General features: G+C 74.1%; 26 protein-coding genes. 9 read left to right on the forward strand and 17 right to left on the reverse strand.

Annotation, left to right across the window (positions count from 1 at the left end; all coding sequences use genetic code 11):
- From ACIBBA_RS13770 to ACIBBA_RS13785, 4 genes are all read right to left on the reverse strand, one after another.
- Positions 1–2,187: a glycosyltransferase family 39 protein gene (locus ACIBBA_RS13770; protein ID WP_396696996.1), complete on the reverse strand. Its 2,187-nt coding sequence runs from the start codon at positions 2,185–2,187 to the stop codon at positions 1–3.
- 90 nt (positions 2,188–2,277) lie between these two features.
- On the reverse strand, positions 2,278–3,765 hold the full coding sequence (locus ACIBBA_RS13775) for an ATP-binding protein (RefSeq protein WP_396696998.1): 1,488 nt from the start codon (positions 3,763–3,765) through the stop codon (positions 2,278–2,280).
- A complete protein-coding gene (locus tag ACIBBA_RS13780) occupies positions 3,743–4,480 on the reverse strand; it encodes a response regulator transcription factor (protein ID WP_396697000.1) in 738 nt (245 codons plus the stop codon). The genes ACIBBA_RS13775 and ACIBBA_RS13780 overlap by 23 nt, the downstream gene beginning before the upstream one ends.
- A 77-nt stretch (positions 4,481–4,557) precedes the next feature.
- Complete coding sequence (locus tag ACIBBA_RS13785) at positions 4,558–4,788, reverse strand: hypothetical protein (RefSeq protein WP_350876662.1); 231 nt, start codon at positions 4,786–4,788, stop codon at positions 4,558–4,560.
- Positions 4,789–5,000: 212 nt separating this feature from the next.
- On the opposite strand from ACIBBA_RS13785, the gene ACIBBA_RS13790 reads away from it, so the two are divergent.
- Both ACIBBA_RS13790 and ACIBBA_RS13795 read left to right on the forward strand, forming a co-directional pair.
- On the forward strand, positions 5,001–5,954 hold the full coding sequence (locus ACIBBA_RS13790; protein WP_396697002.1) for a serine/threonine-protein kinase: 954 nt from the start codon (positions 5,001–5,003) through the stop codon (positions 5,952–5,954).
- A 69-nt stretch (positions 5,955–6,023) separates the two neighbouring features.
- Positions 6,024–6,449, forward strand: a complete 426-nt coding sequence (locus ACIBBA_RS13795) for an OsmC family protein (RefSeq protein ID WP_350876666.1) — start codon at positions 6,024–6,026, stop codon at positions 6,447–6,449.
- Between the two features lie 31 nt (positions 6,450–6,480).
- Here ACIBBA_RS13795 and ACIBBA_RS13800 read toward each other — a convergent pair whose 3' ends face one another.
- Positions 6,481–7,344: an endonuclease/exonuclease/phosphatase family protein gene (locus ACIBBA_RS13800; RefSeq protein WP_396697004.1), complete on the reverse strand. Its 864-nt coding sequence runs from the start codon at positions 7,342–7,344 to the stop codon at positions 6,481–6,483.
- A 309-nt stretch (positions 7,345–7,653) separates the two neighbouring features.
- On the opposite strand from ACIBBA_RS13800, the gene ACIBBA_RS13805 reads away from it, so the two are divergent.
- A complete protein-coding gene (locus tag ACIBBA_RS13805) occupies positions 7,654–8,508 on the forward strand; it encodes a hypothetical protein (protein WP_396697006.1) in 855 nt (284 codons plus the stop codon).
- A gap of 18 nt (positions 8,509–8,526) precedes the next feature.
- Here the strand turns inward: ACIBBA_RS13805 and ACIBBA_RS13810 are convergent, their stop codons facing one another.
- The 5 genes from ACIBBA_RS13810 to ACIBBA_RS13830 all read right to left on the reverse strand — a co-directional run bounded on the left by ACIBBA_RS13810 (position 8,527) and on the right by ACIBBA_RS13830 (position 12,994).
- Positions 8,527–9,075, reverse strand: a complete 549-nt coding sequence (locus tag ACIBBA_RS13810) for an ATPase (protein WP_396697008.1) — start codon at positions 9,073–9,075, stop codon at positions 8,527–8,529.
- 178 nt (positions 9,076–9,253) lie between these two features.
- Positions 9,254–9,700 (reverse strand): response regulator, encoded by a 447-nt coding sequence (locus ACIBBA_RS13815; RefSeq protein ID WP_350876674.1) that lies wholly within the window; start codon positions 9,698–9,700, stop codon positions 9,254–9,256.
- Positions 9,701–9,768: 68 nt separating this feature from the next.
- On the reverse strand, positions 9,769–10,116 hold the full coding sequence (locus ACIBBA_RS13820; RefSeq protein ID WP_396697010.1) for an STAS domain-containing protein: 348 nt from the start codon (positions 10,114–10,116) through the stop codon (positions 9,769–9,771).
- Positions 10,117–10,196: 80 nt separating this feature from the next.
- Positions 10,197–11,234, reverse strand: a complete 1,038-nt coding sequence (locus ACIBBA_RS13825) for a B12-binding domain-containing protein (RefSeq protein WP_396697012.1) — start codon at positions 11,232–11,234, stop codon at positions 10,197–10,199.
- A complete protein-coding gene (locus ACIBBA_RS13830; RefSeq protein ID WP_396697014.1) occupies positions 11,231–12,994 on the reverse strand; it encodes a SpoIIE family protein phosphatase in 1,764 nt (587 codons plus the stop codon). The genes ACIBBA_RS13825 and ACIBBA_RS13830 overlap by 4 nt, the downstream gene beginning before the upstream one ends.
- A 190-nt stretch (positions 12,995–13,184) precedes the next feature.
- On the opposite strand from ACIBBA_RS13830, the gene ACIBBA_RS13835 reads away from it, so the two are divergent.
- Positions 13,185–13,577: an STAS domain-containing protein gene (locus tag ACIBBA_RS13835; protein ID WP_396697016.1), complete on the forward strand. Its 393-nt coding sequence runs from the start codon at positions 13,185–13,187 to the stop codon at positions 13,575–13,577.
- Between the two features lie 64 nt (positions 13,578–13,641).
- Positions 13,642–13,986 (forward strand): STAS domain-containing protein, encoded by a 345-nt coding sequence (locus ACIBBA_RS13840; RefSeq protein WP_396697018.1) that lies wholly within the window; start codon positions 13,642–13,644, stop codon positions 13,984–13,986.
- Positions 13,987–14,057: 71 nt separating this feature from the next.
- On the opposite strand, the gene ACIBBA_RS13845 is transcribed toward ACIBBA_RS13840, so the two are convergent.
- Complete coding sequence (locus ACIBBA_RS13845; protein WP_396697020.1) at positions 14,058–14,375, reverse strand: hypothetical protein; 318 nt, start codon at positions 14,373–14,375, stop codon at positions 14,058–14,060.
- A 202-nt stretch (positions 14,376–14,577) separates the two neighbouring features.
- Here ACIBBA_RS13845 and ACIBBA_RS13850 point away from each other — a divergent pair, with 202 nt between their 5' ends.
- The 3 genes from ACIBBA_RS13850 (at position 14,578) to ACIBBA_RS13860 (ending at position 17,503) form a co-directional block, all read left to right on the forward strand.
- The gene (locus ACIBBA_RS13850; RefSeq protein ID WP_396697022.1) at positions 14,578–15,558 is read left to right on the forward strand and encodes a DUF2267 domain-containing protein; all 981 of its coding nucleotides are present in this window, start codon (positions 14,578–14,580) and stop codon (positions 15,556–15,558) included.
- 82 nt (positions 15,559–15,640) lie between these two features.
- Positions 15,641–16,444, forward strand: coding sequence for a spermidine synthase (locus ACIBBA_RS13855; RefSeq protein ID WP_396697024.1), 804 nt, complete (start codon positions 15,641–15,643; stop codon positions 16,442–16,444).
- Between the two features lie 9 nt (positions 16,445–16,453).
- Entirely contained in the window at positions 16,454–17,503 is a 1,050-nt protein-coding gene (locus tag ACIBBA_RS13860) for an AI-2E family transporter (protein ID WP_396697026.1), read from the forward strand.
- Positions 17,504–17,558: 55 nt separating this feature from the next.
- Here ACIBBA_RS13860 and ACIBBA_RS13865 read toward each other — a convergent pair whose 3' ends face one another.
- Complete coding sequence (locus ACIBBA_RS13865) at positions 17,559–18,860, reverse strand: NAD(P)/FAD-dependent oxidoreductase (protein ID WP_396697028.1); 1,302 nt, start codon at positions 18,858–18,860, stop codon at positions 17,559–17,561.
- Between the two features lie 40 nt (positions 18,861–18,900).
- Positions 18,901–21,051: a glycogen debranching N-terminal domain-containing protein gene (locus ACIBBA_RS13870; protein WP_396697030.1), complete on the reverse strand. Its 2,151-nt coding sequence runs from the start codon at positions 21,049–21,051 to the stop codon at positions 18,901–18,903.
- A gap of 115 nt (positions 21,052–21,166) precedes the next feature.
- Here ACIBBA_RS13870 and ACIBBA_RS13875 point away from each other — a divergent pair, with 115 nt between their 5' ends.
- A complete protein-coding gene (locus ACIBBA_RS13875; RefSeq protein WP_396697032.1) occupies positions 21,167–22,612 on the forward strand; it encodes a M20/M25/M40 family metallo-hydrolase in 1,446 nt (481 codons plus the stop codon).
- Between the two features lie 60 nt (positions 22,613–22,672).
- Here the strand turns inward: ACIBBA_RS13875 and ACIBBA_RS13880 are convergent, their stop codons facing one another.
- The 4 genes from ACIBBA_RS13880 to ACIBBA_RS13895 form a co-directional block, all read right to left on the reverse strand.
- Entirely contained in the window at positions 22,673–23,203 is a 531-nt protein-coding gene (locus ACIBBA_RS13880) for a GNAT family N-acetyltransferase (RefSeq protein WP_396697034.1), read from the reverse strand.
- 85 nt (positions 23,204–23,288) lie between these two features.
- Complete coding sequence (locus ACIBBA_RS13885) at positions 23,289–23,582, reverse strand: DUF6510 family protein (RefSeq protein ID WP_357058827.1); 294 nt, start codon at positions 23,580–23,582, stop codon at positions 23,289–23,291.
- 16 nt (positions 23,583–23,598) lie between these two features.
- On the reverse strand, positions 23,599–24,363 hold the full coding sequence (locus ACIBBA_RS13890; protein ID WP_396697060.1) for a ferredoxin reductase: 765 nt from the start codon (positions 24,361–24,363) through the stop codon (positions 23,599–23,601).
- 4 nt (positions 24,364–24,367) lie between these two features.
- Positions 24,368–24,958 carry a sulfite oxidase-like oxidoreductase gene (locus tag ACIBBA_RS13895; protein ID WP_396697062.1) on the reverse strand — a complete coding sequence of 197 codons (591 nt, stop codon included), beginning with the start codon at positions 24,956–24,958 and terminating at the stop codon, positions 24,368–24,370.
- Positions 24,959–25,156: the final 198 nt, after the last annotated feature.

Here is a 25,156-nt window from a genome sequence, read left to right on the forward strand (position 1 = left end):
TCATCCCTTCGCCCCGCCGCTCAGGTCGTAGACCGTGACCCCGTCGACGGTCTGCGCCGGGAAGCTCGCGGCGACCCAGGCGGCGATCTCGCCCGACGCGGAGCTGCCGCCGTTGGCCCGGAACCCGCCGCCGCCGACGAAGTAGTGGATCTCGCCGTCGGCCACGTACCGCTGGAACTGGGCCAGCGTCGGCGACGGGTCGCTGCCGTTGAACCCGCCGATCGGCAGCACCGGATCCCCGGTGGCGAGCTGGTAGCCGGAGGCGTTGTTCGACCCGACCGTGGCGGCGACCCAGGTGTACCGGTCGCTGTCGCGTTCCAGTAGCGCGCGCAGCGCCGCGCTGGGCTCCCGGGCGTCCAGCAGCCCACCCATGCCCCCACCCCGGGCCGCCGGTCCCCCGCCGGGGAACTGGCCGGCGTTCTGCCCGCCGCCCGGACGCTGACCGCCCGGTCCGCCGGTGCCGTCACCGGCGGGCTGGCCCGGCCCGCCCGGGAAGCCGGGTCCGCCGTCCTGACCGCCGTTCCGGCCGCCGCCGTTCTGCCCGGCGGGCACGCCGGCGCCGTTCTGCCCGGCGGGCAAGGCTGCGCCGCCCGGGCCCTCCAGGCCGCCCGGCGGCCGGCCGCCGGGGAAGCCGCCGCCGCGACCGCCCGCCACGAACGGGCCGGCGGAGGGGATCGAGCCGGTGTGTGGCGTGGCCGCGGTCTGCACCGAGTACGCCACCGGCCCAGCGAGCGCCACGGCGGCGCCGAACGCGAGCAGCACCGGCGTGGCCCGGCGCGGCAGCCGGTCGACCAGGAGCAGCAGCACCGCCACGGTCAGGCCGGCCACCAGCACGGCGGTCCGCAGCCACGGATGCCACTGCGGGCTGCGACCGAGCAGCACCCACGCCCACCAGGCGGTCAGAGCCAGCGTGCCGGCCAGCGTCGCGGTGGCCGCCGGCGCCCACCACCGCGCACCGCCGACCGCCGAGCGCCGCCGCCAGAGCAGGGTGACCCCGATGCCGAACAGCGCACCCACCGCCGGGGCGAGCGCCACCGTGTAGTACGCGTGGAAGATGCCGGACATGAAGCTGAAGATCAGGCCGGTAACCACCAGCCAGCCGCCCCAGAGCACCAGCCCGGCCCGGGTCCGGTCGGTACGCGGGGCCCGGCCGGCCAGCAGCAGGCCGGCGACGAGCAGGATCAGCACGGCCGGCAACAGCCAGGAGATCTGACCGCCGACCTCGCCGCCGAACATCCGCAGCCAGCCGGTCTGTCCCTCGAACGGTCCACCGCCGCCGGCCCGGCCGCCGCCCCCGCCGACGCTGCCGACCTCGTCGCCGGTGATCCGGCCGAGACCGTTGTAGCCGAGGGTCAGCTCCAGGATGCTGTTGGTCTGCGAGCCGCCGATGTACGGCCGGGCGCTCGCCGGCACCAGCTCGACGATCGCCACCCACCAGCCGGCGGCCGCCACCAGGGCGAGCCCGGCCAGCAGCAGGTCACGGATCCGCCGCCACAGGCCGGTCGGCGCGGCCAGCAGGTAACCACCGGCGAAGACCGGCACCAGCAGGAACGCCTGCAGCATCTTGGTGAGGAAGCCCAGGCCCACCAGCGCGCCGGCGAGCACGATCCAGCGGGTGCTGGCCGTCTCCACCGCCCGGACGGTGGCGTACGCGCCGGCCACCAGCAGCAGCACCAGCAGCGCGTCCGGGTTGTTGAAGCGGAACATCAGGGTGGCCACCGGGGTGACCGCGAGCACCGCACCGGCGAGCAGCCCGGCGGCCGGGCCGTACCAGCGCTTCACCGCCGCGTAGAGCACGCCGACCGAGGCGACCCCGCAGAGCGCCTGCGGGATGAGCATTGCCCAGCTGTTCAACCCGAAGACGCGTACCGAGAGGGCCATCAGCCAGAGCGAAGCCGGGGTCTTGTCGACGGTGATCGAGTTCGCCGCGTCCGACGAGCCGTAGAAGAACGCCTTCCAGCTCACCGAGCCGGCCTGCACCGCCGCGGCGTAGAAGGAGTTGGCCCAGCCGGAGGCGCTCAGGCCCCACAGGTAGAGCAATCCGGTGGCGAGTAGCAGCACCGCCAGGGCCGGCCGGCTCCAGGTCCGGCTCGGCCGCGCCGCTCCGGGCGGCGGTGCGTCGTCCGGGCTGGTGGTCTGCGGTGGCGCACCGGCGGGCACGGTCAGCAGGGTCTCTGTTCGGTCCATGCCGGCAAGCCTCGGCGGCCGGCCTGGCCAACCCCCGTGCGCCGGCTATGCGCCTGCTGTGGAAACGCGCCGGCTGTGGGAACGCGCCCTCTATGCGCCTGCTGTGGGATTCGGCAGCCGCACGGTGAACACCGTCCGGCCGGGCCGGCTGTCGAGGGCCACCGCGCCGTGGTGCGCCTCCACCACTGCCGCCACGATGGCCAGGCCCAGGCCGGTGCTGCCGTGCTCGCGCGAGCGCGAGCTGTCGGCCCGGGCGAACCGTTCGAAGACCTCCGGTTGCAGCTCCGGCGGCACGCCCGGCCCGTCGTCGGCGACGCTGAGCACGGCGGCGTCCGGCGCGGCGCGCAGGGTGACGGTGACGGTGGTGCCCGGCGGAGTGTGCACCCGGGCGTTGGCCAACAGGTTCGCCAGCACCTGGTGCAACCGGGCGGCGTCGCCGGGCACCAGGATCACCACGTCCGGCAGGTCCAACTGCCAGCGGTGGTCGGGGCCGGCCACGTGCGCGTCGCTGACCGCGTCCACCACCAGGGCGGAGAGGTCCACCGGCTCGACGGCGAGGGGCCGGCCGGAGTCGAGCCGGGCCAGCAGCAGCAGGTCGTCGACGAGGCTGGTCATCCGGGTGCTCGCCGACTCGACCCGGCGCAGCGCATGCGCGACGTCCGGCGGCACCCGGTCGCGGCCCCGGCGGGCCACCTCGGCGTACCCCCGGATCGCCGCGAGCGGCGTACGCAGCTCGTGGCTGGCGTCGGCGACGAACTGGCGGACCCGCGTCTCGCTGGCCTGCCGGGCGGCGAGGGCGGCGGCGACGTGCCCGAGCATCCGGTTCAACGCGGCACCGACCTGGCCCACCTCGGTACGCGGGTCGGTGTCCGGCTCGGGCACCCGTTCGGAGAGGGCCACCTCGCCCCGGTCGAGCGTCAGCTCGCTGACCCGGCCGGCGGTGGCGGCGACCCGACGCAGCGGACGCAGGGTGGCCCGGACGATCAACGCGCCGAGACCGCCGGCGACGAGCAGACCGGCGGCGGCCACCGCGGCCTGCGCGGCGACCATCCACCAGACCGTCTCCTGCACGTCGGCCAGCGGCAGCGCGACGACCTGGACCCGGCCGCTGGGCCACTGCCGGGCCACCGCGCGGTAGTCGCCGCGCTGACCCAGGTCCACTGTGCGCGGGGCGCCGCCGACCGGCAGTCGGGTCAACGCCGAGACCTCGCCGACCGCGATCGCCTCACCACCGGGAAGGTTGCCGGTCTGGGTCCGGGCGGCGGTCACCTGACCGCCGGTGATGACGGCGACCACCGACCCGGGTGGCAGTCCGGGTGGGATCTCCACGCGCCCGTCCGGCGGCGCGCGCCACGGACGGTCGCCGCGACCCATCGCCGTGGGGGCCAACTGGGCGTCGACCCGGTCGATCAGGAAGTGCCGCAGCGCCACCGTGGTGAGCCCACCGATCGCCACGCTGACCAGCGCCAGCAGGGCGACCAGAGCGAGCACCAGCCGGGTACGCAACGACCAACCGGCCAGCCGGCGGCGCAGCGCGCCGGCGCGCGGCCGGGCGTCACTCGGCCGGTTTGAGGACATACCCCGCGCCGCGCAGCGTGTGGATCATCGGCTCCCGGCCGGCGTCGATCTTCTTGCGCAGGTACGAGATGTAGAGCTCGACCACGTTGGCCTGGCCGCCGAAGTCGTAGTTCCAGACCCGGTCGAGGATCTGTGCCTTGCTGAGCACCCGGCGCGGGTTGCGCATCAGGTAACGCAGCAGCTCGAACTCGGTGGCGGTGAGGGTGACCAACTTCCCGCCGCGGCGTACCTCGTGGCTGTCCTCGTCGAGGCTGAGGTCGCCGACGGTGAGCACCGCCTCCTCCCGCGCGGCGACCGCGAACCCGGAACGGCGCAGCAGCGCCCGCAGCCGGGCGATCACCTCCTCGAGGCTGAACGGCTTGGTCACGTAGTCGTCGCCGCCCACGGTCAGCCCGGCGATCCGCTCCTCCACCGCGTCGCGGGCGGTCAGGAAGAGCACCGGGACGGTGGGCGCCTGCTCGCGCAGCCGGCGCAGCACCTGGAAGCCGTCGAGGTCGGGCAGCATCACGTCGAGCACCACCGCGTCGGGCTGGAACTGCCGCGCCGTGCTCAGCGCCGCCATCCCGTTGCCGGCGCTGCGCACCTGCCAGCCCTCGTAGCGCAGCGCCATCGTCAGCAGGTCGGTGAGCGTCGGTTCGTCGTCGACCACCAGCACCCGGACCGGCGCGCCGTCGGGGCGGCGCAGCTCGATGCGGCTCTGCGTGTCCATGACCATGTCCCCATCGTGGGCGGGATTTCTGTGTCTCGCCCCTGCGGAACCTGTGTGCCCGCTGTGCGACGGCAAGGGTGGGCCTACTCGGAGACGCCGAGCGGGTCGGTGCGCACGAAGCGCATCGTCCAGGTGCCGCTGCCGTCGGAGGTCTCGCGTTCGTAGAGGTGGTCCGGGCCGCCCTCGACCGGCCCGCCACCGCCCCGTGGGTGCCGCATGATCCAGCGCGGCGGCGGTGCGCCGTCCGGCCCGGCGGGCAGCTCCCGGACCAGGTCGTGGGCCGGCCCGCCGACGAACCGTACGGTCACGCTCATCGCCGCTCCCCTCAGTGTTCAGGCCGACACCCTCGGTGAGGTCGACCCTGGCTCGCAAGTTACCGCACCCGCCGTACGGCCGCAGCGCCGGCACCGCGTCCCCGACCGCGGCTGATGATCAAGGCGGTTTGCCCTGATCGGAGGCCGGGTACCGACGACCTCAGACGTCCCAAGGGGGATGGGCGGGCACGACGAGGACGAGGAGCCGGCAGATGCGCACGCTGGACGGGCGGTACCAGCTCGAACAGCGCATCGGCGTGGGTGGGATGTCCGAGGTGTGGCGCGCCCACGACGTGGTGCTGGACCGGCCGGTCGCGGTGAAGCTGCTCTCCCCCGGTCAGGACGGCCAGGACACCTCGGTCGAGCGCATCCGCACCGAGGCCCGCTCGGCTGCCCGGCTCGTGCACCCGAACGTGGCCAGCGTGCACGACTTCGGCACCTGCGCGACCCTGCCCGATCGCCGGATGCCGTACATCGTGATGGAACTGGCCGAGGGGGAGACGCTCGCCGCGCACCTGCGCGGTGGGCCGCTGGACTGGCGGATCGCGGTGCGGGTCTGCGCGGAGGTCTGCGCGGCGCTGGCCGCCGCGCACGCCCACGGGATCGTGCACCGTGACGTCAAGCCGGCGAACGTCATCCTCACCCCGGCCGGGGTCAAGGTGCTCGACTTCGGCATCGCCACCGCCACCGGGGCCGCGGACTGCGCGCCGGACGGAATCGTGGTGGGCACCCCGGCGTACCTGGCCCCGGAGCAGCTCGACCGGGCGCCCGCCTCGCCGGCGGCCGACATGTACGCCCTCGGCGTGCTGCTCTACTACTGCCTGACCGGGCGGCTGCCCTATCCGGCGGAGTCCGCCAGCGAACTGCTCGTCGCGCGCCGACGGCAGCCGCCGCAGCCGCTGCCCGAGATCGACGGGCTGCCGCCGGAGGTGGTCGAGCTGTGCGCCCGCTGCCTGGCCGACGAGCCGGCCGAGCGGCCGACCAGCCTGATCGCCGCGCTGCTGCTGGCCGAGGCGGTGGACGCCCGGGTGTACGTGCCGATGCACCTGCCGGCGACCCCCCGACCGCGCCGGGCGCCGGTGTCCGCGTGGACCGAGCGGGCCGCGACCGAGGCCACCGCGGCCGCACCGATGGCCGACTGGTCGGTGGCGGCCACCGAGCGCTGACCCGCCGCCGGGGCCGGTTTCACCGGGCGGGGGCCGGGTAGCCGGGCCGGTGAGGACGGGAGGAACGCGATGCCGGATCCGAGTTCCTGGCTGCACGAGGCCGCCGCGACCGCTGAGGGCGGACACGTACGCACCGACGACGGGGGGCTCTCCACCGCGCTGGCGTCCCCGCTGGCGGCGCACTGCACCGGGCTGCGACCCGAACAGCTGCTCGCCGCGGCGTTCGCGTCCTGCCTGCACCACGCGGCCGTCGAGGCGGCCGGCGAGATCACCGACGAGTCGCACACGGTCCAGGTACGGGCCGAGGCGAAGCTCGGGCGCGACGATGACGGCCGGTACCGGGCGGATGTGCACGCCTCGATCGCCTCGGCGGGGCTGAGCCGGCAGCAGCTGGCTGAGCTGTGCGAGTACGCCGACCGGCTCTGGCCCTTCTCCAGTGGTGACAACAGCCGGCACCGGCTGACCGTCACGCCGGCGGAGAACGGTCGGCACTGAGCCGTACCGCCGGCGCCGACGGCGGTTCCCGTCACCAGCGGAAGCTCGCGGTCACCGCCCGGTGGTCGCTGGCCGGGGTACGCAGCACCCCCGCCGAGGTCGCCGTGAGCCCCCGGTAGAGCACGTGGTCCGGGCGGGTCACCGGGACCCGGGCGGGCCAGGTGAACCCGAGGCCCCGGCCGGCCTCGGCCTGCGCGTCGGCGAGCAGCCGGGCCAGCGGCGCGAAGACCCGGTCGGTGCTCGCCGTGTTCAGGTCGCCGAGGACGACCAGGCGCGGGGCCGGGTCCGCGCGCACCCGGGCGGCCAGCTCTGCGACCGTCTGGTCCCGCACGGCGGTGTCGCCGGCCCGCGCCGAGCCGAGGTGGACCACGTAGACCGCGAGGTCGCCGCTCGGAGTGGCGACCACGGCGCGCAACGCCCGGGTCCAGCCCAGGCCGGTGTCCACCCCGGCCCGCTCCCGGATGGGGTAGCGGCTGTAGAGCGCCACCGTGGAGACGGCCGCCCGGTGCGGGTGGCTCTCGCGCAGCGCGCCGGTCACCCGCTCGTCGTCGGCGACCTCCTGCAGGGCGATCAGCTCGGCGCGGACCGCGGCGAGCGCGCGCACGGTGGCCGCCGGGTCCGGGTTGCCGGCGCGCAGGTTCTGGCTGGCGACCCGCAGGCCGGTGCTGCCGCCCGCCGAGCTCGGCCGCAGCCAGGCGCCGGCGTAGAGCGCCGCCCAGACGGTGGCGGGCAGCAGCACCGCGATCAGCGCGAGGCGCGAGCGGCGCAGCAGCGCGGCCAGGGCGAGCAGCGGCACGCCGATTCCGAGCAGCGGGGTCACGCTGTCCAGCAGACTGCCCAGCCCGTGGACGTTGGGCACCGCACGATGCCCGGCCAGCACCGCGGCGAGCAGCACCGCCGCTGCGGCCAGCAGGCGTCCCCGGCTGCGGCGTGGCCCGCCCGACCCAGCCCCTGATCGACCGTACGGACGAACACGCCCTCGTCCGTTCAGGGGAGGAGCGGTGAAGCGACGTACCACTCGACCAAGATCACCCATCTGTCCCGCTCAGGCTGACGTTTCGGTAATAACCGTAATACCCGTTCTGAGCGGTTAGTCACCTTCGTTGAACGCTGGGGGCGATTACACCCCCGATCGCGGCGAATTGTGACGCATGCCACCAACCAGGCGGATGGCAAGACGGCATCGACTTTCTAGCCTCGGCGAGTGCATCCCGACGACCCCTCCGACCAGAACCTGCCCGCTGCCGACCAGGCGAACCGTCCCGCCGACCCCGCATCCACCGAACGGACGATCGGCCGGCATCGTGTCGCGGAGCCGCAGCGGCGCGGCCCCCGGGCGCTGCTGACGTCGACCCCCGTGCGGGTAGCCCTCGCCACCGGCGTCACCTGCTGCCTCGGCTTCGCCGGATACGCCGCCACCCGGGCCGGGACCGGCGACCAGGGCGCGCCGCTGGCCCAGGCGGTGGCGGACCGGGCCGCGCTGGCCGACGAGCGCGCCTCGCGGTCGCTGGAACGCACCGCGTCCCCCACCCCGGCCAGTCCCAGTGCCAGTCCCAGCCCCACCGTGAAGCCCAGCCCCACGGTCACCCGGAAGGCGCCGAAGAAGCCGAAGAAGCCGAGCCGGCCCCGACCGGTCGCCGGGCTCACCCAGGTGCAGATGGACAACGCGAAGGTGATCGTCGACGTCGGCCGCAAGCTCGACGTGCCCAAGCAGGGCTTGATCATCGCGGTCGCCACGGCGATGCAGGAGAGCACCCTGCTGAACTACGCCAGCGGCGTGCTGCCCGAGTCGCAGGACTACCCGCACCAGGCCATCGGCTGGGACCACGATTCCGTCGGGCTCTTCCAGCAGCGGCCCAGCAGCGGCTGGGGCACCGTGGCCGAGCTGATGCGCCCCGCGTTCGCGGCGGAGGCCTTCTACCTCGCGCTGCTCAAGATCCCCGGCTGGCAGGACATGAGCCTGACGATGGCGGCCCAGTCCGTGCAGGTCTCCGCGTTCCCCGACGCGTACGCCCAGCACGAGGAGCGGGCCACCACCGTGGTGGAGGCGCTCACCTGAGTCGACGGGTCGTGGGGATCAGCGCACCCGGGCCCCGTCGCGCCCACCCGGCGGCTCCACCGCCGGCCCGCCGCCGGCCACCCGGGTCGCGGGCACACCGCTCGTACCGGCCGCCGCCGTGGGCGTGTCGGCGGGCACCGGCTCGACGGTCACCCCGCTGAGGACCTCGTCCGCCCGCTCCTCACGCCGCCGGCGGGCGTACAGCGCCGCCTCGAAGTCCCGGCGCGCCTGCACCGCCTCGGCGTACGCCTGCTCGCGGAGTTGCCGGGCCTCCTCGCGGGCCGCGTCCAGCTCGATCCGTGCCCGGGCCAGGATCTCGGTCGCCTCCCGCTCGATGCCACCCGCGTTGCGACCCACCACCGCCGCGTCGTCCAGGTCGAGCCGGCGCAGCAGACCGCAGAGCCCGCCCGCCTCCTGTCGGATCCGGTCCCACTCCCGACCGGCGCCCGCAGCGCCCGCGACGCCCTCCGCCAGCGCCGCGAGCCGGGTCAACCGGACTCCCAGCTCGTCCAGGCAGGAATCGACCTGCCGCTGGTCGTAGCCGATCTCAACGACGGAGAACCTCATACTCTCGCCCCCAGGCAGCTGGTAATTCTTCCCCACCTGGATCCTCGACCGCTGGGTGCGGTTCCGCGGAGGTTCGGGAAAAATGTTCAGCATCCGGGCGGCTAGCGCGTCCGTGCGCGCCGAACGACCGCCACCGGCGCGGTGACGTGGACAATGCCGCCCGCGGCCGGCAGACGGCTCAGGAGCGCTTGGGAAGCACGACCACCCGGCCGAAGAATTCGTCGATCCGGTGCACCACGTCGTTGAAGTCGTCCAGGTCGATCGGCTTGGTGACGTACGCGTTGGCCTGCAGCGTGTAACTGCCCACGATGTCGGTGTCGGCGTTCGAGGTGGTCAGCACGACGATCGGGATGGTACGCAGGTCCTCGTCCTGCTTGACCTCGCCGAGCACCTGCCGCCCGTCCTTGCGCGGCATGTTCAGGTCGAGCAGGATCACGTCGGGCCGGACCGCGTCGGCGTGGCGCCCCTCGCGGCGGAGGAACTCCATCGCCTCCTCGCCGTCGCTCACCACGTCGATGACCTTGTCGACGTCGGATTCCCCGAGCGCCTCCTCGATCATGAGCACGTCGCCCGGGTCGTCGTCCACCACGAGAATGCGGACCGGGTTCGGGCTGTCTGCGCCCATGAGCTACCTGCCTCGGGTCGGCGGGAACGGGACTACGCGGTCACGTGCTGGCGGGGAAATCTAGCCCATCACGGGACGATCTGCGAGGCCGGGTCGGTGTTGTCCGGTTCGTAGCTCAACACCTCGGCGAGACCGGTGAGGCGGAGCACCCGCTCCACCCGGCCACTGGCCCCGGTCACCCGCAGCCACCCGCCGTCGGCGGCGGCCTGGTTGTCCCCCCGGACGAAGGCGGCGATACCGGTGGAGTCGCAGAAGCTCAACTCGCTGAGGTCCACCAGCAGGTGGCGCTCGCCGGCCGCGGTGAGCCGGTCGATCGCGGCGTTGAGCTCCGGCGCGGTGCTCATGTCCAGCTCCCCGGTGAGGCGCAGGCAGGTGCCGCCGCCGTCGCGGTCGGCGTACGTGACGGTGAACGTCACCGTGCTCCCCTCGCTCCCCCAGTCAGGACGTTTGCAGTGGAGCAAGTATAAGCAGGGCGGGCGGCGGGCTCACCGCCGCGTCAGACGTCCGCCGCGCCCAGCAGAGCCCTGCTCCGCCCCAGGTAACCGGCCGCACGCGGATAGTCACGCAGCACCCGGCCGTAGTGCCCCAGGGTCAGCCCGATCGCGGCGGCCGGCACCCCACGATGGGTCAGGATGGCGACCAGCCACTCGACGAACTCGGTGAAGAGCGAGGCGTCGTCCACATAGAGCGCCGCGCCCAGGAAGTCCACGATGTAACCGAGGTCGCTGACCGTCGAGTCGAGCTGCGCCGGAGTGTAGGACCGGGTGGCCGGCACCCGGTCGCGCAGGTCGGCCAGCGCGCCGTCAATCAGCTCGGCACGCCGCCGGACCAGACTCGGGTACTCGTCGTCGGCCAGGTGGGACAGCTGGGCCGGTGGGACGCGCCGCAGCGCCGGCTCGTCGGCGATCAGGTCGGCGGCCGCCGGAGCGTCCGGGGCCCACGCCACCCCGAGCCGGCGGGCCCAGCGGCCGTCGACGCCGAAACCCCGGCCGCCGACCACCACCGGCACGTCGGAGCGACGACACGCCTCGATCATCCGATGCGCGTGCGGCACGCGCATCGGCAGCGCACAGGCCAGCGCGACCGCGTGCGCGTCGTACCGGTGCAGATAAGACACCAGGTGCGCGGCCGGGACGCTGGCCCCGAGGAAGGTGACCTGCCAGCCGCGCAGCCGGAGCACCTCGGCGACCAGCCGGGGCGGGAGGGCGTGCCACTCACCGTCCATGCACGCCACCACGATCCGGCCGCGCGTCGGCCGCGGGTTGGCGTGCCCGGCGACGGCGGCCACCACCCGCTCGCTGATGTGGGTCGCGGCATGCTCCTGGGCGACGCTCCACTCATTACGCGCCCAGCGCTCCCCCACCTCGGCCTGCGCGGGCGCCACCAGATCCAGCAGTACGCGCTCGGCGGGCACGCCGCGCTCCAGCAGACCCAGCGCCAGCTCGATCGCGGCGTACTCGTCGGCCTCGGCGAGGCTGTCGAGGTAGCCGGGGTAGGCGTGGGCCGGGCCCGCCTCGGTCGCCGGTGCGCTCACGGTCGACTCTCCTCCACCGCGTCCGGCCCGCCGGTAGGGGGCACCGAGTGCAGGTGGCGGGACGCCCGGCCGGCCGGGCCGAGCGCGCGCAACGCCAGCACCGCGATGTCGTCGTGGTCACCGTGGCCCAGCCAGTCGCAGGTGACCTGCTCGATCCGCTCGGCCAGGGCGGGCGCCGGCATGCGGTGACAGCCGGCGAGCGTGTTGACCAGCCGCTCCGGGCCGAACTGCTCGTCACCGTGGCGACCGCCGCGGGCCTCGGTGACGCCGTCGCTGTAGAGCAGGCACGTCTCGCCGGGCGCCAGCCGTACGGTCACCTCGCCGATCCGGGGATCCGGGACCACCCCGATCAGCATCCCGCGCAGCGGCACCGTCTCGACCTCGCCGGTGCCGCGCAGCACCAGCGGCGGCAGGTGCCCACCGCCGGCCATGGTGAGGGTCAGTCCGCCGTCGCGGTGCAGGCGGACCACCCCGAGCACCAGAGTGGCGAAGCGGCCCTGCCCGTGCGCCTGGGTCGTCTCCAGCAAGGCGTCGTTGAGCAGACCGAGCAACCGGCTCGGCTGCGACTCGACCCGGTGCAGCGCCTGCAGGCACTGCCGCAGCTGGCCGGTGAAGACGGCCGCCTCCACCCCCTTGCCGGAGACGTCACCGAGGAAGAAGACCGAGCCGCCGTCGGGCAGCCGGTGCGAGCCGTAGAAGTCGCCGCCGATGCGCAGCCCCGCCTGGGCGGGCCGGTAGGCGGTGCCCCACTGCACACCGGCGGCCTCGGCCGGCTCCACCGGGAGCAGGCTGGCCTGCAGCGTGTCGGCGACCTCGGCCTGGTCGCGGTAGAGCAGCGCGGTGGCCAACGCGGCGCCGCCCCGGGACGCGAACGCCCGGAGCAGGTCGACGTCGGCCTCGTCGTACCAGCGGGAGGCCCGGCGGGCAACCAGCAGCATTCCGGCCGGGGCGTCCGTGCCGGGCAGCGGCACCACCCGGGCGTCGGCCTCGGGAGCCGCCAGGCCGGGCAGCCAGCCGGCCTCGGCCGCCTGCTCGACCAGCCAGTCGACCGCGTGCGGTTCGACCCCGGCCAGCCCGTCCGCGATCGCCGCGGGCAGGTCGGGCCCGGCCAGCACGCCGCTGTCCACCACCGGCGTCTCGTCGTCGGCGCGGGAGGCCCGCCACCAACGGGCCCGGCCGGCGCGTGGGGCGAGCACCAGCACCGCCACGTCGGCCAGGGTGGGCACGGCGAGGCGGACCACCGCCGCCGAGGCGCGATCCGGGTGCAGCGGGTTGCCGAGCTTCTCCCCCACCACGGCCAGGAAGGCCGAGCGGGCGCGCTCGGCGAGCAGGGCGTCCGCGCGGCTCACGCTCTCCGTGACGTCCTCGACGTACCAGCAGCAGCGGCCACCGGAGAGCGGCACCTGGCGGGCCTTCAGCCGACGGGACCGGTGCGCGAAGCCGGCGGGATCGGGTTCACCGACCAGGCCGAGCAGGCCGGCCGCGGCGAGCGGGACACCGGGCACGACCTCCGGCAGCAGGCGTTCGGCCACCGGGCTGACCTGCCGTACGACGCCGTCGGCGTCGCAGACGATCAGACCCTCCCGGAAGTGCTCGACGACCTCGGACCACTCGGCGGCGAGTGGCCGGTCGGGGGCCAGCGGCGGCAGCACACGTGGGGGACGGCCGGACACTGGCGTCCGCGCCGATGCTCGTACGCCACTCGGCGTGACGGTCCGTCCGTCGCCCGGGTCGAAGCCCCTGACGTCGGCAGCAGTCACCAGCTAAGCCCCACTCCTCGTCGTCGCGCAGCCCGCCGGGAACCGGCGTTCACGGTCAAATCCCACGGTCCACCCTACGCGGGTGCACCCGAACCGCCACCCCACCGCCGTGCGGGCCGGCCGTCTGCCACCGGGCGGCGGCCGTCCGGGATTGTTACGATCCGGGCAGACAGGCAGCCTGCGGAGAGGCGTGAGTGTGACATTCGACGGGCGGACACCCGAGTCGGCACCGCTGAGCTTCTCCGTCGACCGGTCGGATCCGCAGGCGCCGCTGATCCGGGTCGGCGGCGACCTGGCCTATGCCACCACCGCCCCGCTGCGCGAGGAGATCGGGCGCGTCCTCGCCGACGCCCCGCCGGTGATCGTCCTGGACTTCGCCGAGCTGCTCTTCATCGACAGCACCGGCCTCGCCGTGATCGTCTACGCCTGGCGCACGGGCCAGGACGTAGGCACCAGCATCGAACTGCGCGAAGTCCCCCGCTTCCTGGCCGCGATCCTCGACCTGACCGGCGTCACGGGCCTGCTCGCCCGGCCCGCTACGCAGACCCGGGCAGCGCCGCACCGGCCGGCCGCCACCGCCTGACCGCCCCCGGCCGCTTCGAGCCGCCCCCTTTTGCGGTACGGCCCAGGACTGCGAACATGGGGCGATGCCCGCGCAGTTGTTGACCACCGAGGTGAGCCGGCTCGACGCCGCAACCGCCCGGCTCACGCTCACCGGTGACCTCGACTTCGACACCGCGCCGCAGCTCATCTCGGCCGCCGCCGAGCTGCGCCAGGAGGGCTGCCAGCAGCTGGTGATCGACCTGAGCCAGGTCGGCCTCTGCGACTCCTCCGGGCTGAGTGCGTTCCTCGTGGCGCACCGCGCCGGCACCAGCCCGATCCGGCTGACCGGGGTCAGCCCACAGCTCCAGCAGCTGCTGGACCGCACCGGCCTCGCCGAGCTGCTGGGCGTGGCGCGGGCGTCCGACGGCGACCTGCGGGCCACCGGCTGACCACCGGGCCGAGCCCGGTAAGGCGGGTGGCCCCCGACCCTGGGACCAGGGGTCGGGGGCCGGAACGGGGTCTACTGCGCGGTGACCGGCTGCAGTCGCGGCCCGTCGTCGCGCCGCTCGGTGGCCGACAACGGTGGCTCGGCGTCCTCGGGTGGCCCGGAATCCGGCGTCTGGAACAGATAACGGACGAACTCCCCACCGGCCTCGTTGTCGTCCGCTCCGGGCCACTGGCCGATGCAGTCGACGCCGATCACCTCCCGGCCGGTGCCGTCTGCCTCCTCCAGCAGTGCCCAGAGGCTCACCGCGTAGCAGCGGGTGGCCTCGGGCGTGAGGCGCCAGCGGGCGTACCAACCCGGCCGGGCCGGGACGATCTCGACGATCCGCTTCATGTCGACCTTCCTTCCGCGTACCTCGGAAGAACTCCGGTCCTGACCTGATCGTGCGGGCCGGACGGGTGAGCGCCCCTCACCCGCGCCGGATGAAGCCGCCGGCCCGGCGCACCGGGCCCGGGCGGCGGCGCCCGTTACCTTCCCGGCGGCGCCGGGAAGGCGACCAGCGGAACCACGGATCCCCAGCGGAAGGGGTGTCACCATGCGCAAGCAGATGGAGGGCGACAACCAACGCCGCCGAGCGCTCGCGCGGCAGGCCCGCGAACAGGGCCGCCAACCCAGCGAGACGGGCGTCAGCCTGAGCGCCTCCAAGCAGCTCACCCACCTTGACCGGGGCAAGCGCGCCGGGCCGCCGCCGGCCGGCAGCCGGCACAAGCCCGACCCGGCGCGGGGCGGACCGTCCCCGCCGCAGACCGGCACACCGGCGAATCCCCGGCCGCAACTGGCACCCGGGGTGAATGCGGGCGGAACCGAGTCGATGGGCTATCAGGACCTCGTCGAGGACGTCCGGCGCCGCTCCGGCGTCGACTTCCCGACGGCCAAGGTGGGCGCCGAGGCTACCGTGCTGGTCCTCGCGTTCGCGCTGGACGAGGGTGCCCGCCGCAGGCTGCTCTCGGCGGTGCCCCAGTCGCTGCACGACGTGGTGCCGATCGACGGCATCGAGCGCCGGCATGATCTGCCCGGCTTCCTGGCCGAGGTCGGCCGGATCAGCGGCAACACCCCGGAGCAGGCCCGCTACCAGGTCGAGGCGACGCTCGCGGCGCTCGCCGAGGCCGACGGCGACCTGATCGAGTCGCTGCACGTCCCGGACGGTCTGCGCGAGTTGCTGCAACCGCCGGCCGTCGGCGGCGGTGTGGTCGGCGCGAGCACCTCGACGCCTCCGCTCACCGAGGCGGAACTGGCGGCGGCACTCGACGACATGCCCTACTGGTCCGGCGACAACACCCAGCTGTACCGGGTCATCGCGCTGCCCCCGGACAACCTCGACCGGGTGCTGGACCGCATCGAGCAGCTCCGGCAGGAGACCGGCCGGGTGCCGACGATCGGCCGGCCCGGCCCGACCGCGGCCGTGCTGACCGTACGGTCCCGGCAGGCCGACGCGGTCACCGCGCTCGACCTCGATCTCGCCCGGCGGATCGACGCCGCGATCGACGAGGCCGGCGCCGGGATGGCCGGCGGCTGACGGCGCGGGACCGGTGGGCCGCCCGTTCGGCCCGCCGGTCCCACCACCGGCGCCCCGCCGGTGACCGGCTACCGTGCCCGCCATGGAATCCGCCGCCGACCGGCTTGAGCTGATCACCGACCCGGCACGGCGGACCGGGCGGCTGCTGCTCGCCGGCGGCGTCGAACAGTCCTACGTGGACATCGTTGACCCCCGCTACCTGCACTTCGAGTATGTGCGGCGGATGGCCGCGGTGGCCGATCTGGCGGCGACCGGGGGCACCCCGCTCTCCGCGCTGCACCTGGGCGGCGGCGCGCTGACCCTGCCCCGCTACCTGGCCGCGACCCGGCCGGGCTCGGCACAACTGGTCGTCGAGCGGGACGAGGCGGTGGTCGAGCTGGTCCGCCGGGAGCTGCCGGCCCTCCCGCCCGAGGTACGCGTCGAGGCCGCCGACGCCCGCGCGGCGGTCACCACCGCCCCATCGGGCCTTTACGACCTGGTGCTCGCCGACATCTACCGGGCGGCCCGGATGCCCGGTCACGTCCGCACCGTCGAGTTCGCCGCCGAGGTGGCCCGCACGCTGCGGCCGGACGGCATCCACCTGGTCAACCTCACCGACCTGCCGCCGCTGGTGACCACCCGGGTGCAGGTGGCCACCCTGCGCGCGGTCTTCGCCGACGTCTGCCTGGTCGCCGACCGGCGGATGCTGCGCGGTCGGCGGTACGGCAACGTGGTGCTTGCCGCCGCGCGCCGCCCGGACCGGTTGCCGGTGGCGCGGCTGGCGACGGCCGCCGCCCGCGACCGGGTGCCCGGCGGGGTGCTGCACGGAAAGGCGCTGGACGACTTCGTGGCCGGCGCCCGGCCGGCCACCGACGCCGACGGGTTTCCGGGGCCGCCGCGCGGGTAGCCGCGGCGGATGAGCAACGCCGACGACCGGACGACGGCCCGCCGGACGCTGATCGTCATCGGGCTGGCGTTGGCGACCGTGCTCGCGCTGGCCCTGGTGTACGCCACCCGCCGGGTGCTGGTCTGGATCGTCGTCGCGGCGTTCTTCGCCGTCGCGCTCAAGCCCCTCGTCGACCGGCTGCAACGGTGGCGGGTCCGGCACCGTGCGCTGGCCACGCTGCTGGTCTTCGTGGCCACCTTCATCGTGCTCGCGGCGCTCGCCGCGGTGATCATCGCGCCGCTCGTCGACGAGCTGAGCCGGTTTGCCGAGCGCGCCCCGGAGCTGCTGCGCGACGCCAGAGCCGGGCGCGGCCCGGTGGGGCGGCTGCTCGACCGGGTCGGGCTGCGGGACTACCTGGCCAACCACTCCGACCAGCTCCGCCAGTACGGCGAGCGGCTGCGCACTCCGGCGGTCGGGGTGCTGCGCGGTGTGGTGGAAGGCGTCGCCGGCCTGGTGACGGTGATCGTGCTGGCGTACCTGATGGTGCTGGAGTCGCCGCGGATCACCGGCACGGTGCTGGCCGCGGGTGGGGAGGCCCGGGCGCAGCGGTGGCGGCGGATCGGCCGGGAGATCTCCCGCACGGTCACCGGCTACCTCACCGGCAACTTGCTGATCAGCGTCATCTGCGGCCTGCTGACCTTCCTGGTGCTGCTGGTGACCGGGGTGCCGTTCGCCGCGGTGATCGCCCTGCTGGTCGCGATCGCCGACCTCATCCCCCTGGTCGGCGCGACCCTCGGCGCGGTCATCGCGGCCGGGGCCGGGTTCCTGCACTCGCCGACCGCCGGCATCGTGGTGCTGGTCTTCTTCGTGGTCTACCAGCAGTTCGAGAACCACGTGCTCCAGCCGATCATCCTGGCCCGGGCGGTCCGACTCAACCCGCTGACCGTGCTGGTCAGCGTGCTGCTCGCGGCCAATCTGGCCGGCCTGGTCGGGGCGCTGCTGGCCATCCCGGCCGCGGGCATCGTGCAGATCCTGCTGCGCGAGTACGCCCCGATCCGCCGTCCCCCGCCGCCCGCCTGACGGCACGGAAACGGGTGGCCGCTCGGCCACCCGTACCGTTGCGCGGTGCGCTCGCTCAGCGACCCCGGACGACGACCTCGGGGGTGGTGCTCTCCAGGGGCACCGCGTTCGCCGGGACCAGGCCGAGCTGCACCGCGGGGCGGGGCAGGGTCGCGTCGAGCACCCAGTCGGCGCTGACCCGCGCCCGGTTGCCCGGCATGGCCAGCAGGTGGTAGCCGCGGGTGACCGCCTTCGCCGGCAGGCCGGCCAGGTTGAGCTGTAGCGGGTTCGCCGCCGCGTCCTTGCCACCGAGGTCGACCACCCAGCCCAGGTCGTGGTGCTTGTACGGCCGCCGGCGGCCCTTGCCGTAGGAGGCGGCGATGTTGTGCGCGGCCAGCTTGCCCTGCCGCTGGGCGTGCTGCGCGGTCATCGCACAGACCTGCCCGGGGCGGGTTACGTCGGGCACCGCCGCCGCGTCGCCGCAGGCGTACACCTCCGGGAAGCCGGGCACATTCAGGTACTCGTCGACCACCAGCCGGCCCCGCTCGGTGCGCAGGCCCAGCTCGGCCACGAACGGGTCGGGGCGGACCCCGACGCACCAGACCAGCGAGCAGGTCGGGACGAACTCACCGTCGGTGAGCTTGACGCCGTCCGCGGTGGCCTCGGCGACCGACGTGCCCATCCGCACGTCCACGCCGCGTCGTTCGAGCACCCGGTGCGCGGTGTCCGACATCCGCTTGTCCAGCTCGGGCAGCACCCGGGGCGCCACGTCGAGCAGCATCCACCGGGGGCGCACGGTGAGCCGGGGCCGTTGGGCGTGCAGCGCGTCGGTGAAGAGCTGCCCGTGCGCGGCCACCTCGGTCCCGGTGTAGCCGGCGCCCACCACCACGAAGGTGGACCGGGCCTGCTGCTCCGCCGGGTCCTCGGCCTGCTCAGCCAGCTCGATCTGGCGGACCACGTGGTCGTGCAGGTAGAGCGCCTCGGGCAGGCCCCGGAAGCCGTGGGCGTACTCGGTCACGCCGGGGATCGGCAGCAGCTTGTTGACGCTGCCGACGGCGAGGATCAGCCGGTCGTACGCGAGCCGGTTGCGGTCCCCCTCCGGCTGGGTGAAGCCGACCCACCGGTTCTGCAGGTCCACCTCGTCGGCCTCACCGATCACCACCCGGACCCCGTGCAGCGTGCCGGTGAGCGGCACCGAGATCCGGGTCGGCTCGACCACGCCGGCCGCCACCTCGGGCAGCAGCGGCAGATAGAGGAAATAGTCGGTCGAGTTCAGCACCACGATCTCGGCGCGGTTGCCGGCCAGCCGGCTCAACGTCTTCGCCGCGTGGTAACCGGCGAACCCGGCCCCCACGATCACCACACGAGGTTTCGTCATTGCGGACCCGTTCCCGCCGAAAGCCGGGACAAACGTGGCCTCAGCCGGGCGAGAGCCGGACGTAGCCGGTGTTGCCGACCGCCTCCAGCTCCCAGCGGTGGCCGAAGGCCCGGACCCGTTCGGCGCTGATCCGGCCTAGCTCGGCAGGGATGTCCGGGTCGATCAGCAGCTTGCCGTCGACCGGCTCCAGGCCGAGCATCGCCCGGACCAGGGCCAGCGGGGTGCCGGTGGCCCATGCCTGCGGGCTGCATGCGGTCGGGTACGCCACCGGACGGATGACCCGGGACCGGGGGAAACCGGCCAGCGCCTCGGGCAGCCGGTGGCCGGACTGCTCGGCCGCCGCCAGCAGCGCCAGGCTGATCTGGTTCGCCTCCGCCCGAAAGCCGTACCGGGCGAGGCCGAGCACCGCCAGCGAGTTGTCGTGCGGCCAGACGGTGCCGAGGTGGTAGCCGATGGCGTTGTACCGCCGCTCCTCCCGGGACAGGGTGCGGATGCCCCAGCCGGAGAACATGTCGTCCGACATCAGCTGTCGGACCACGGCGTCGGCCCGCTCGGGCGGCACGATGCCGCTCCAGAGCAGGTGCCCCATGTTCGAGGTCTTCGAGTCGATCGGGATCTTGTTGCGGTCCAGACCGACGGCGTAGAAGCCGCCGCGCTCCTCGATCCAGAAGTTCCGGTTGAACCGGTCGTACAGCTGGGCCGCGTCGGTGCGCAGCCGCTGGGCAAGCTCCGGGTCGGCGAGCGGCCCGTCGGCCAGCTCGGCCAGCCGCAGCTTCGCGTCGTAGACATAGCCCTGCAGGTCACTGGTGGCGATGGGCAGCTCGGGAATCGTCCCGTCCGGGAAGCAGACGCCGTCGGGCGAGTCCCGCCAGCACTGGTTGCCCAGCCCCTCCGGCGAGCGGGTGGCGTACTCGACGTAGCCGTCGCCGTCCCGGTCGCCGTAGTGGTCGATCCAGTGCAGCGCCGCGAGCGCGTGTTCGCGCAGGAACCGGACGGTCTCGTCGTCCCGGGTCCACCGCCAGTACTCGGAGAGCAGGATCAGCCAGAGCTGGGTGGCGTCCGCCGTGCCGTAGTTCGGTCCGTACGGCTTCTGCCCGGTGCGGGTCAGCTCGCCGCTGCGGACCTCGTGCATGATCTTGCCTGGCTCCTCGTCGGTGAAGTCGTCGCAGGTCTCGCCCTGCAACCGGGCCAGCGCCAGCAGGGCCCCACGAGCCAGCGTGGGGCCGGCGATCAGGGTCTGGTAGGCGGTGATCAGCGTGTCCCGGCCGAAGACGGTGAGGAACCAGGGCAGCCCTGCCCCGGGCAGCATGATCCGCTGGCCCTTGACCTCCAGGTCGAGCCGGAGCGCCGCCAGGTCGTCGCGGGACTGGCGCACCGTCCGTTCCAGCGCGTCGTTGTCGCTGCGCAGCACCGCCCGCTCCTCCGCCCACCGGCGCAGCGGGTCGTCGGCCCGGCGGTGGATCACGTCGGCGATGTCGCCACGGACCGGCTCCACCACCCCCATCCCGGGCGGCAACGGCACGTGCAGGTCGAGCTCCCACTCCTGCTGCGGTTGGAGGGTGAACGTCCACACCAACTCGTCACCCTCGACCCGGTCCGCCCGCGTCTGGGCGCACACCCGGGTCTGCGCGGTGAACCCCTCACGCTCGTAGCAGAAGCAGAGCTCGGAGCCGTCGGCGGCGTGCCGGCGGACGATCCGCGACGACCGGTCGCGGACCCCCGACTTGACCTCGAACAGGTCGGCGAAGTCGGCGTCGACGGCGAGCCGCAGCTCGACCTGGACCGACTCGGGTGAGAACGAGATCATCGTGACCCGTTCGTGGAAGCCGTCACCGACGTAACGCAACCGACGGACCCCCAGGCTGTTCACCGGCAGACCGGGCAGGTCGGGGTTGGTCAGCACGTACTGCGCCGAGTAGTGGTCGATCGTGTCCGAAGCCAGCTCCAGCAGCCGGCCCCCGTTGACCGACAGCACCCAGCCGCTGATCAGCCGGGTGTCCAGGTGCACCAGCCCGCCGATGCTGCCCGGCGGCACGTCGCCGACCGGGTCGGAGTACATGAAGGTGGGGCCGCTCAGCACGGCCATCGAGTTCGGGCCCAGCTCGGGCGGCATCGCCCGCTGGTCACCGCTCTCGCCTGCGGTGACCGCGCCGGGCATGGGGTCCGCGGGCGTCGGGCGTGCGGCAGCCATCCCTCCACGGTAGGAAGCAGCGGCGGGGCCGGCATCACCCGCACCGGGTGAAACCTCAGCCCATCCACGCCGAACGATATGGACACCGACGGCCGTCAATGGTGAGGTTGCCGTCATGGGAACTGACGACAGCGGCGCCCGACCCACGAGGTCCACCCGCCGCACCTTCCTGTCCGCAGCCACCGCCGCCACCGCCGCCACGGTGGCCGTACCCGCGCTCGCCGATCCGGCCGGCGCCACCGGCAGCAGCACGCCGGACGGTCCCGGCCAGCCGGCCCGCCCCCAGCCACCGGACCGCGAGCTGCGCGACCTGCTCCGCGCGGTCGACCAGCGCCGGATCGAGGCGATCGTGCGCCGCCTGGCCGCCTTCGGCACCCGGCACACCCTCTCCGACCAGGACGACCCGGAGCGGGGCATCGGCGCCGCCCGGGACTGGATCTACGACCGGATGCTGGAGTACGCGGCCGCGTCCGACGGCCGGATGACCGTCGAGCTGCAGTCCTACGTCCAGCAGCCGGCGTCGCGGATCCCGGTGCCGACCCGGATCACCAACGTGGTGGCGACCCTGCGCGGGGAGACGTCGCCGAACCGGACGTACGTGGTGACCGGCCACTACGATTCCCGGGCCACCGACGTGATGGACGCGGTCAGCGACGCGCCGGGAGCGGACGACGACGCCTCCGGGGTGGCGGTGGTGATGGAGCTGGCCCGGTTGATGGCCACCCGGCGCACCGCAGCCACCGTCGTCTTCGCCGCCGTGGCCGCCGAGGAGCAGGGCCTCTACGGCTCGGCCCACCTGGCCCAGCAGCTGAAGGCGGCCGGCGCGGACGTGCAGGGGATGTTCAGCGACGACATCGTGGGCAGCAGCACCGCCGACGACGGCACGCGCGACCCCCGCGCGGTACGGCTCTTCGCCGAGGGCGTGCCGACCGCGGAGACTCCGGCCGAGGCGAACACCCGCCGGTCGGTGGGCGGGGAGAACGACTCCCCGTCGAGGCAGCTCGCCCGCTTCGTCACGGATGTGGCCGAGAACTCGGCGACCGGTATGCAGGTTCGGGTGATCTACCGCCGGGACCGCTACCTGCGCGGCAGCGACCATATCTCGTTCCTCGAGCAGGGTTGGCCGGCCGGCCGGTTCACCGAGCCGCACGAGGACTTCGCCCACCAGCACCAGGACGTCCGGGTGGTGGACGGGCAGCAGTACGGCGACCTGCCCGAGTTCTGCGACTTCGGGTACATCACCCGGGTCGCCCGGGTGAACGGCGCCGCGCTCTGGTCGCTGGCCCAGGCGCCGGGCACCCCGAAGGGCGCGGTCATCGTCACCACCGACCTCACCAACAACACCACGCTGCGCTGGCAGCGCGGCGACGAGCCGGACCTGGCCGGCTACGAGGTGCTCTGGCGGGAGACCACCGCCGCCGAGTGGCAGAAAGTGATCCCGGTCGGCGACGTCACCCGGGTGACCGTCGACCTGTCCAAGGACAACGTCTTCTTCGGCGTCCGCGCGGTGGGCCGCGACGGCCTGCGCAGTCCGGTGGCGTTCCCCCGGCCGGGCAGCTGACCGACGGCGCGGGCACCGACGTCCCGGGAGGGCCGGCCGACATCGGCCGGCCCTTCCGGCTCAGCCCGCGGTGGTCGGGGCGGTGATCGCCCACCGCTCGTGGTCGCGCCACGCCCCGTCGATGAACAGGTAGTCCGGTGAGAATCCCTCCAGCCGGAAGCCGAGCTTCTGGGCCACCCGCCGGGACGGCTCGTTGCCCGGCTGGATGTTCGCCTCCAGCCGGTGCAGCCCGAGCGCGGTGAACGCGTGCTCGATCACCAGCCGGATGCCGGCCGTGGCGTGCCCCGTCCCGCTGTACGGCAGGAACGCCGCGTAGCCCAGGTAGCCGCCGCGCAGCGCGCCCAGCACGATCCCGCTGATGTTCACGTAGCCGGCGATGGCGCCGCTGGCCCGATCGCAGATCAGGTAGCCGGCACCGTCCCGCCGACGGATCTTGCTGAGGTAGGCCGCGTACTTCTCCGGGCTGTCCGGGGCGGCGAGCCACGGATGGTGCAGCTCGCGGCTGCGGTGCGCGGCGGCGAGGAACTCCGCCTCGTCGGCCGGTCGGGGTCGGCGGATGGCGGCAGTCCCGCCGCTGCGCAGGTATCTCACGGCGGACAACTTTCGCCGCCCGACCGGGACTTGTCCAACCGGTTCGCCGCCCGGGGCCGACACCGGGCGGCTGCGACGGGACGGCCTAGAGCGGGCCGGGATGCGGCTGGTCGAGCGGCATGGGCACCTGGAGGAAGGTGGTGCCGCGCAGATCCAGCCGGGCCCACTCAGGCGAGCGGACCAGCCGCAGCATGACCTCCGCGCAGTTCGGGCAGCGCGCCACATAGCCAGGTGCGTGCGAGTAGACGCGCAACGCGGCCATCGGGCCCACGGCCCCGCAGTGCTCGCACTGGCCGGTGGCCGTGCTGAGGTCGACGGCGAACAGCTCCCGCAGCGGGCCGTCGAGCATGTTGCCGTCCAGGTAGGACATCTCCGTCATGGGGTCTCCTCGGCGGTCAGCCGGTGGGGCCGAACCGTTCGGTCTTCACCCGGCGGGGCTGGTGTCCCAGCCCGACGAGCAGGTCGGCCACCGTCTCCACGAAGCCGGTCGGGCCGCAGACGTAGTTGACCGGCTCCAGGTCGGCCGGCCAGCCGTGGTTGTTGACGTCGGCCAACCCGATCCGGTGCGGCTCCCCCCGCCAGCCCTCCGGCGCCTGTCGGGTGTAGAGGTACGCCACGTCCAGGCCGAGGTCGTCACGGCCCCGCCGGCGCAGTTCGTCGGCGTAGATCACGTCGTCCGGAGTGCGTACCGAGTAGAGCAACCGGAACGGGGTGCGGCTGCCGGCCGCCCGGCGAGCCCGCAGCATCGCCATCAGCGGCACGATGCCCGAGCCGCCACCGACCAGCAGGACGGGCGCGCTCTCCTCGGCCCGCCAGACGAACCAGCCGCCGACCGGCCCGCGTACCTCCACCGGGTCGCCCTCGGCGTAGGTGTCGATCAGGTACGGCGACACCTCGCCGTCGGGCACCCGCTGGACGGTCACCTCGATCCGCGGCCCACCCGGACCGTCGACCACCGGCCCGGCCAGCGAGTACGACCGGGCCGTCTGGTAGCCGTCCGGTGCGGTGAGCCGGATGTCGAGGTGCTGGCCGGGCAGGTGCCCCGGCCAGTCGGACAACTCCAGCACCAGGGTCTGCGCCGTGGGGGTCTCCACCCGACGCTCCACCAGCCGGGCGACCCGCCAGGTCAGCGGAGCCCGCGCCGGGACGCTCACCGCCACCCCCTCAGTCACCCTGGTACCGCTGTTCGCGCCACGGGTCGCCGTAGTCGTGGTAGCCGGCGGTCTCCCAGAAGCCGGGCCGGTCCGAGGTCATCAGCCGGATGCCGCGCACCCACTTGGCGGATTTCCAGAAGTAGAGGTGCGGCACCAGCAGCCGGGCCGGGCCGCCGTGCTCGGCCGGGAGGTCGGCGCCGTCGAAGGTGTGCGCCACCCAGGCCCGTCCGCCGCGCAGGTCGTCCAGCGGCAGGTTGGTGGTGTAGCCGCCGTAGGAGTGGGCGAGCGCGTAGTGCGCGTCGGTCTCGATCCCCTCCAGCAGGGTGTCCAGCGAGACGCCCTGCCAGTTGGTGCCGAGCTTGGACCAGCGGGTCACACAGTGGATGTCGACGTGCGGCGTCTCCTGGGGCAGCGACATCAGCTCCGACCAGGACCAGCTGTATTCGGCGCCGGTCTCCGTGCTGATGACGAACTCCCAGGTGTCCAGCGGCACCTTCGGCGTCGGGCCGGCGGAGAGCACCGGGAAGTCCTGGGTCAGGTACTGCCCCGGCGGCAGCGCCGGCTCCGACGAGCGGGGGCGGCCCTGGAAGCCTGGAGACACAATTCCCACTCGTCAGTCGTACCACCCGCGGGGGCCGGACGGGTCCGTTCCCCCGTACCGCCTGGTGTGTGGGCGTGGCGCGCGGCCGCCGGGGCGGACGGCGGCCGCGCCCCGGCGGCGGCACCCCCGCGCGGCGACCCCCACCCGCGCGGCCCGCTGGCGGGGGCGGGTGGGGCGCCGGCGGGTGCGCGGGTCGAC

Source organism: Micromonospora sp. NPDC051006, from assembly GCF_044456245.1.
Lineage (GTDB): Bacteria > Actinomycetota > Actinomycetes > Mycobacteriales > Micromonosporaceae > Micromonospora.

Bases quoted from the DNA above. Each gene is read 5' to 3' on its own strand.
- ACIBBA_RS13875 (WP_396697032.1), top strand. From the start codon at position 21,167: ATGGGAACTGACGACAGCGGCGCCCGACCCACGAGGTCCACCCGCCGC.
- ACIBBA_RS13770 (WP_396696996.1), bottom strand. From the start codon at position 2,187: ATGGACCGAACAGAGACCCTGCTGACCGTGCCCGCCGGTGCGCCACCG.
- ACIBBA_RS13840 (WP_396697018.1), top strand. From the start codon at position 13,642: ATGCCCGCGCAGTTGTTGACCACCGAGGTGAGCCGGCTCGACGCCGCA.
- ACIBBA_RS13850 (WP_396697022.1), top strand. From the start codon at position 14,578: ATGCGCAAGCAGATGGAGGGCGACAACCAACGCCGCCGAGCGCTCGCG.
- ACIBBA_RS13845 (WP_396697020.1), bottom strand. From the start codon at position 14,375: ATGAAGCGGATCGTCGAGATCGTCCCGGCCCGGCCGGGTTGGTACGCC.
- ACIBBA_RS13775 (WP_396696998.1), bottom strand. From the start codon at position 3,765: ATGTCCTCAAACCGGCCGAGTGACGCCCGGCCGCGCGCCGGCGCGCTG.
- ACIBBA_RS13870 (WP_396697030.1), bottom strand. From the start codon at position 21,051: ATGGCTGCCGCACGCCCGACGCCCGCGGACCCCATGCCCGGCGCGGTC.
- ACIBBA_RS13865 (WP_396697028.1), bottom strand. From the start codon at position 18,860: ATGACGAAACCTCGTGTGGTGATCGTGGGGGCCGGGTTCGCCGGTTAC.
- ACIBBA_RS13780 (WP_396697000.1), bottom strand. From the start codon at position 4,480: ATGGTCATGGACACGCAGAGCCGCATCGAGCTGCGCCGCCCCGACGGC.
- ACIBBA_RS13810 (WP_396697008.1), bottom strand. From the start codon at position 9,075: ATGAGGTTCTCCGTCGTTGAGATCGGCTACGACCAGCGGCAGGTCGAT.
- ACIBBA_RS13815 (WP_350876674.1), bottom strand. From the start codon at position 9,700: ATGGGCGCAGACAGCCCGAACCCGGTCCGCATTCTCGTGGTGGACGAC.
- ACIBBA_RS13785 (WP_350876662.1), bottom strand. From the start codon at position 4,788: ATGAGCGTGACCGTACGGTTCGTCGGCGGGCCGGCCCACGACCTGGTC.
- ACIBBA_RS13790 (WP_396697002.1), top strand. From the start codon at position 5,001: ATGCGCACGCTGGACGGGCGGTACCAGCTCGAACAGCGCATCGGCGTG.
- ACIBBA_RS13855 (WP_396697024.1), top strand. From the start codon at position 15,641: ATGGAATCCGCCGCCGACCGGCTTGAGCTGATCACCGACCCGGCACGG.
- ACIBBA_RS13860 (WP_396697026.1), top strand. From the start codon at position 16,454: ATGAGCAACGCCGACGACCGGACGACGGCCCGCCGGACGCTGATCGTC.
- ACIBBA_RS13795 (WP_350876666.1), top strand. From the start codon at position 6,024: ATGCCGGATCCGAGTTCCTGGCTGCACGAGGCCGCCGCGACCGCTGAG.
- ACIBBA_RS13885 (WP_357058827.1), bottom strand. From the start codon at position 23,582: ATGACGGAGATGTCCTACCTGGACGGCAACATGCTCGACGGCCCGCTG.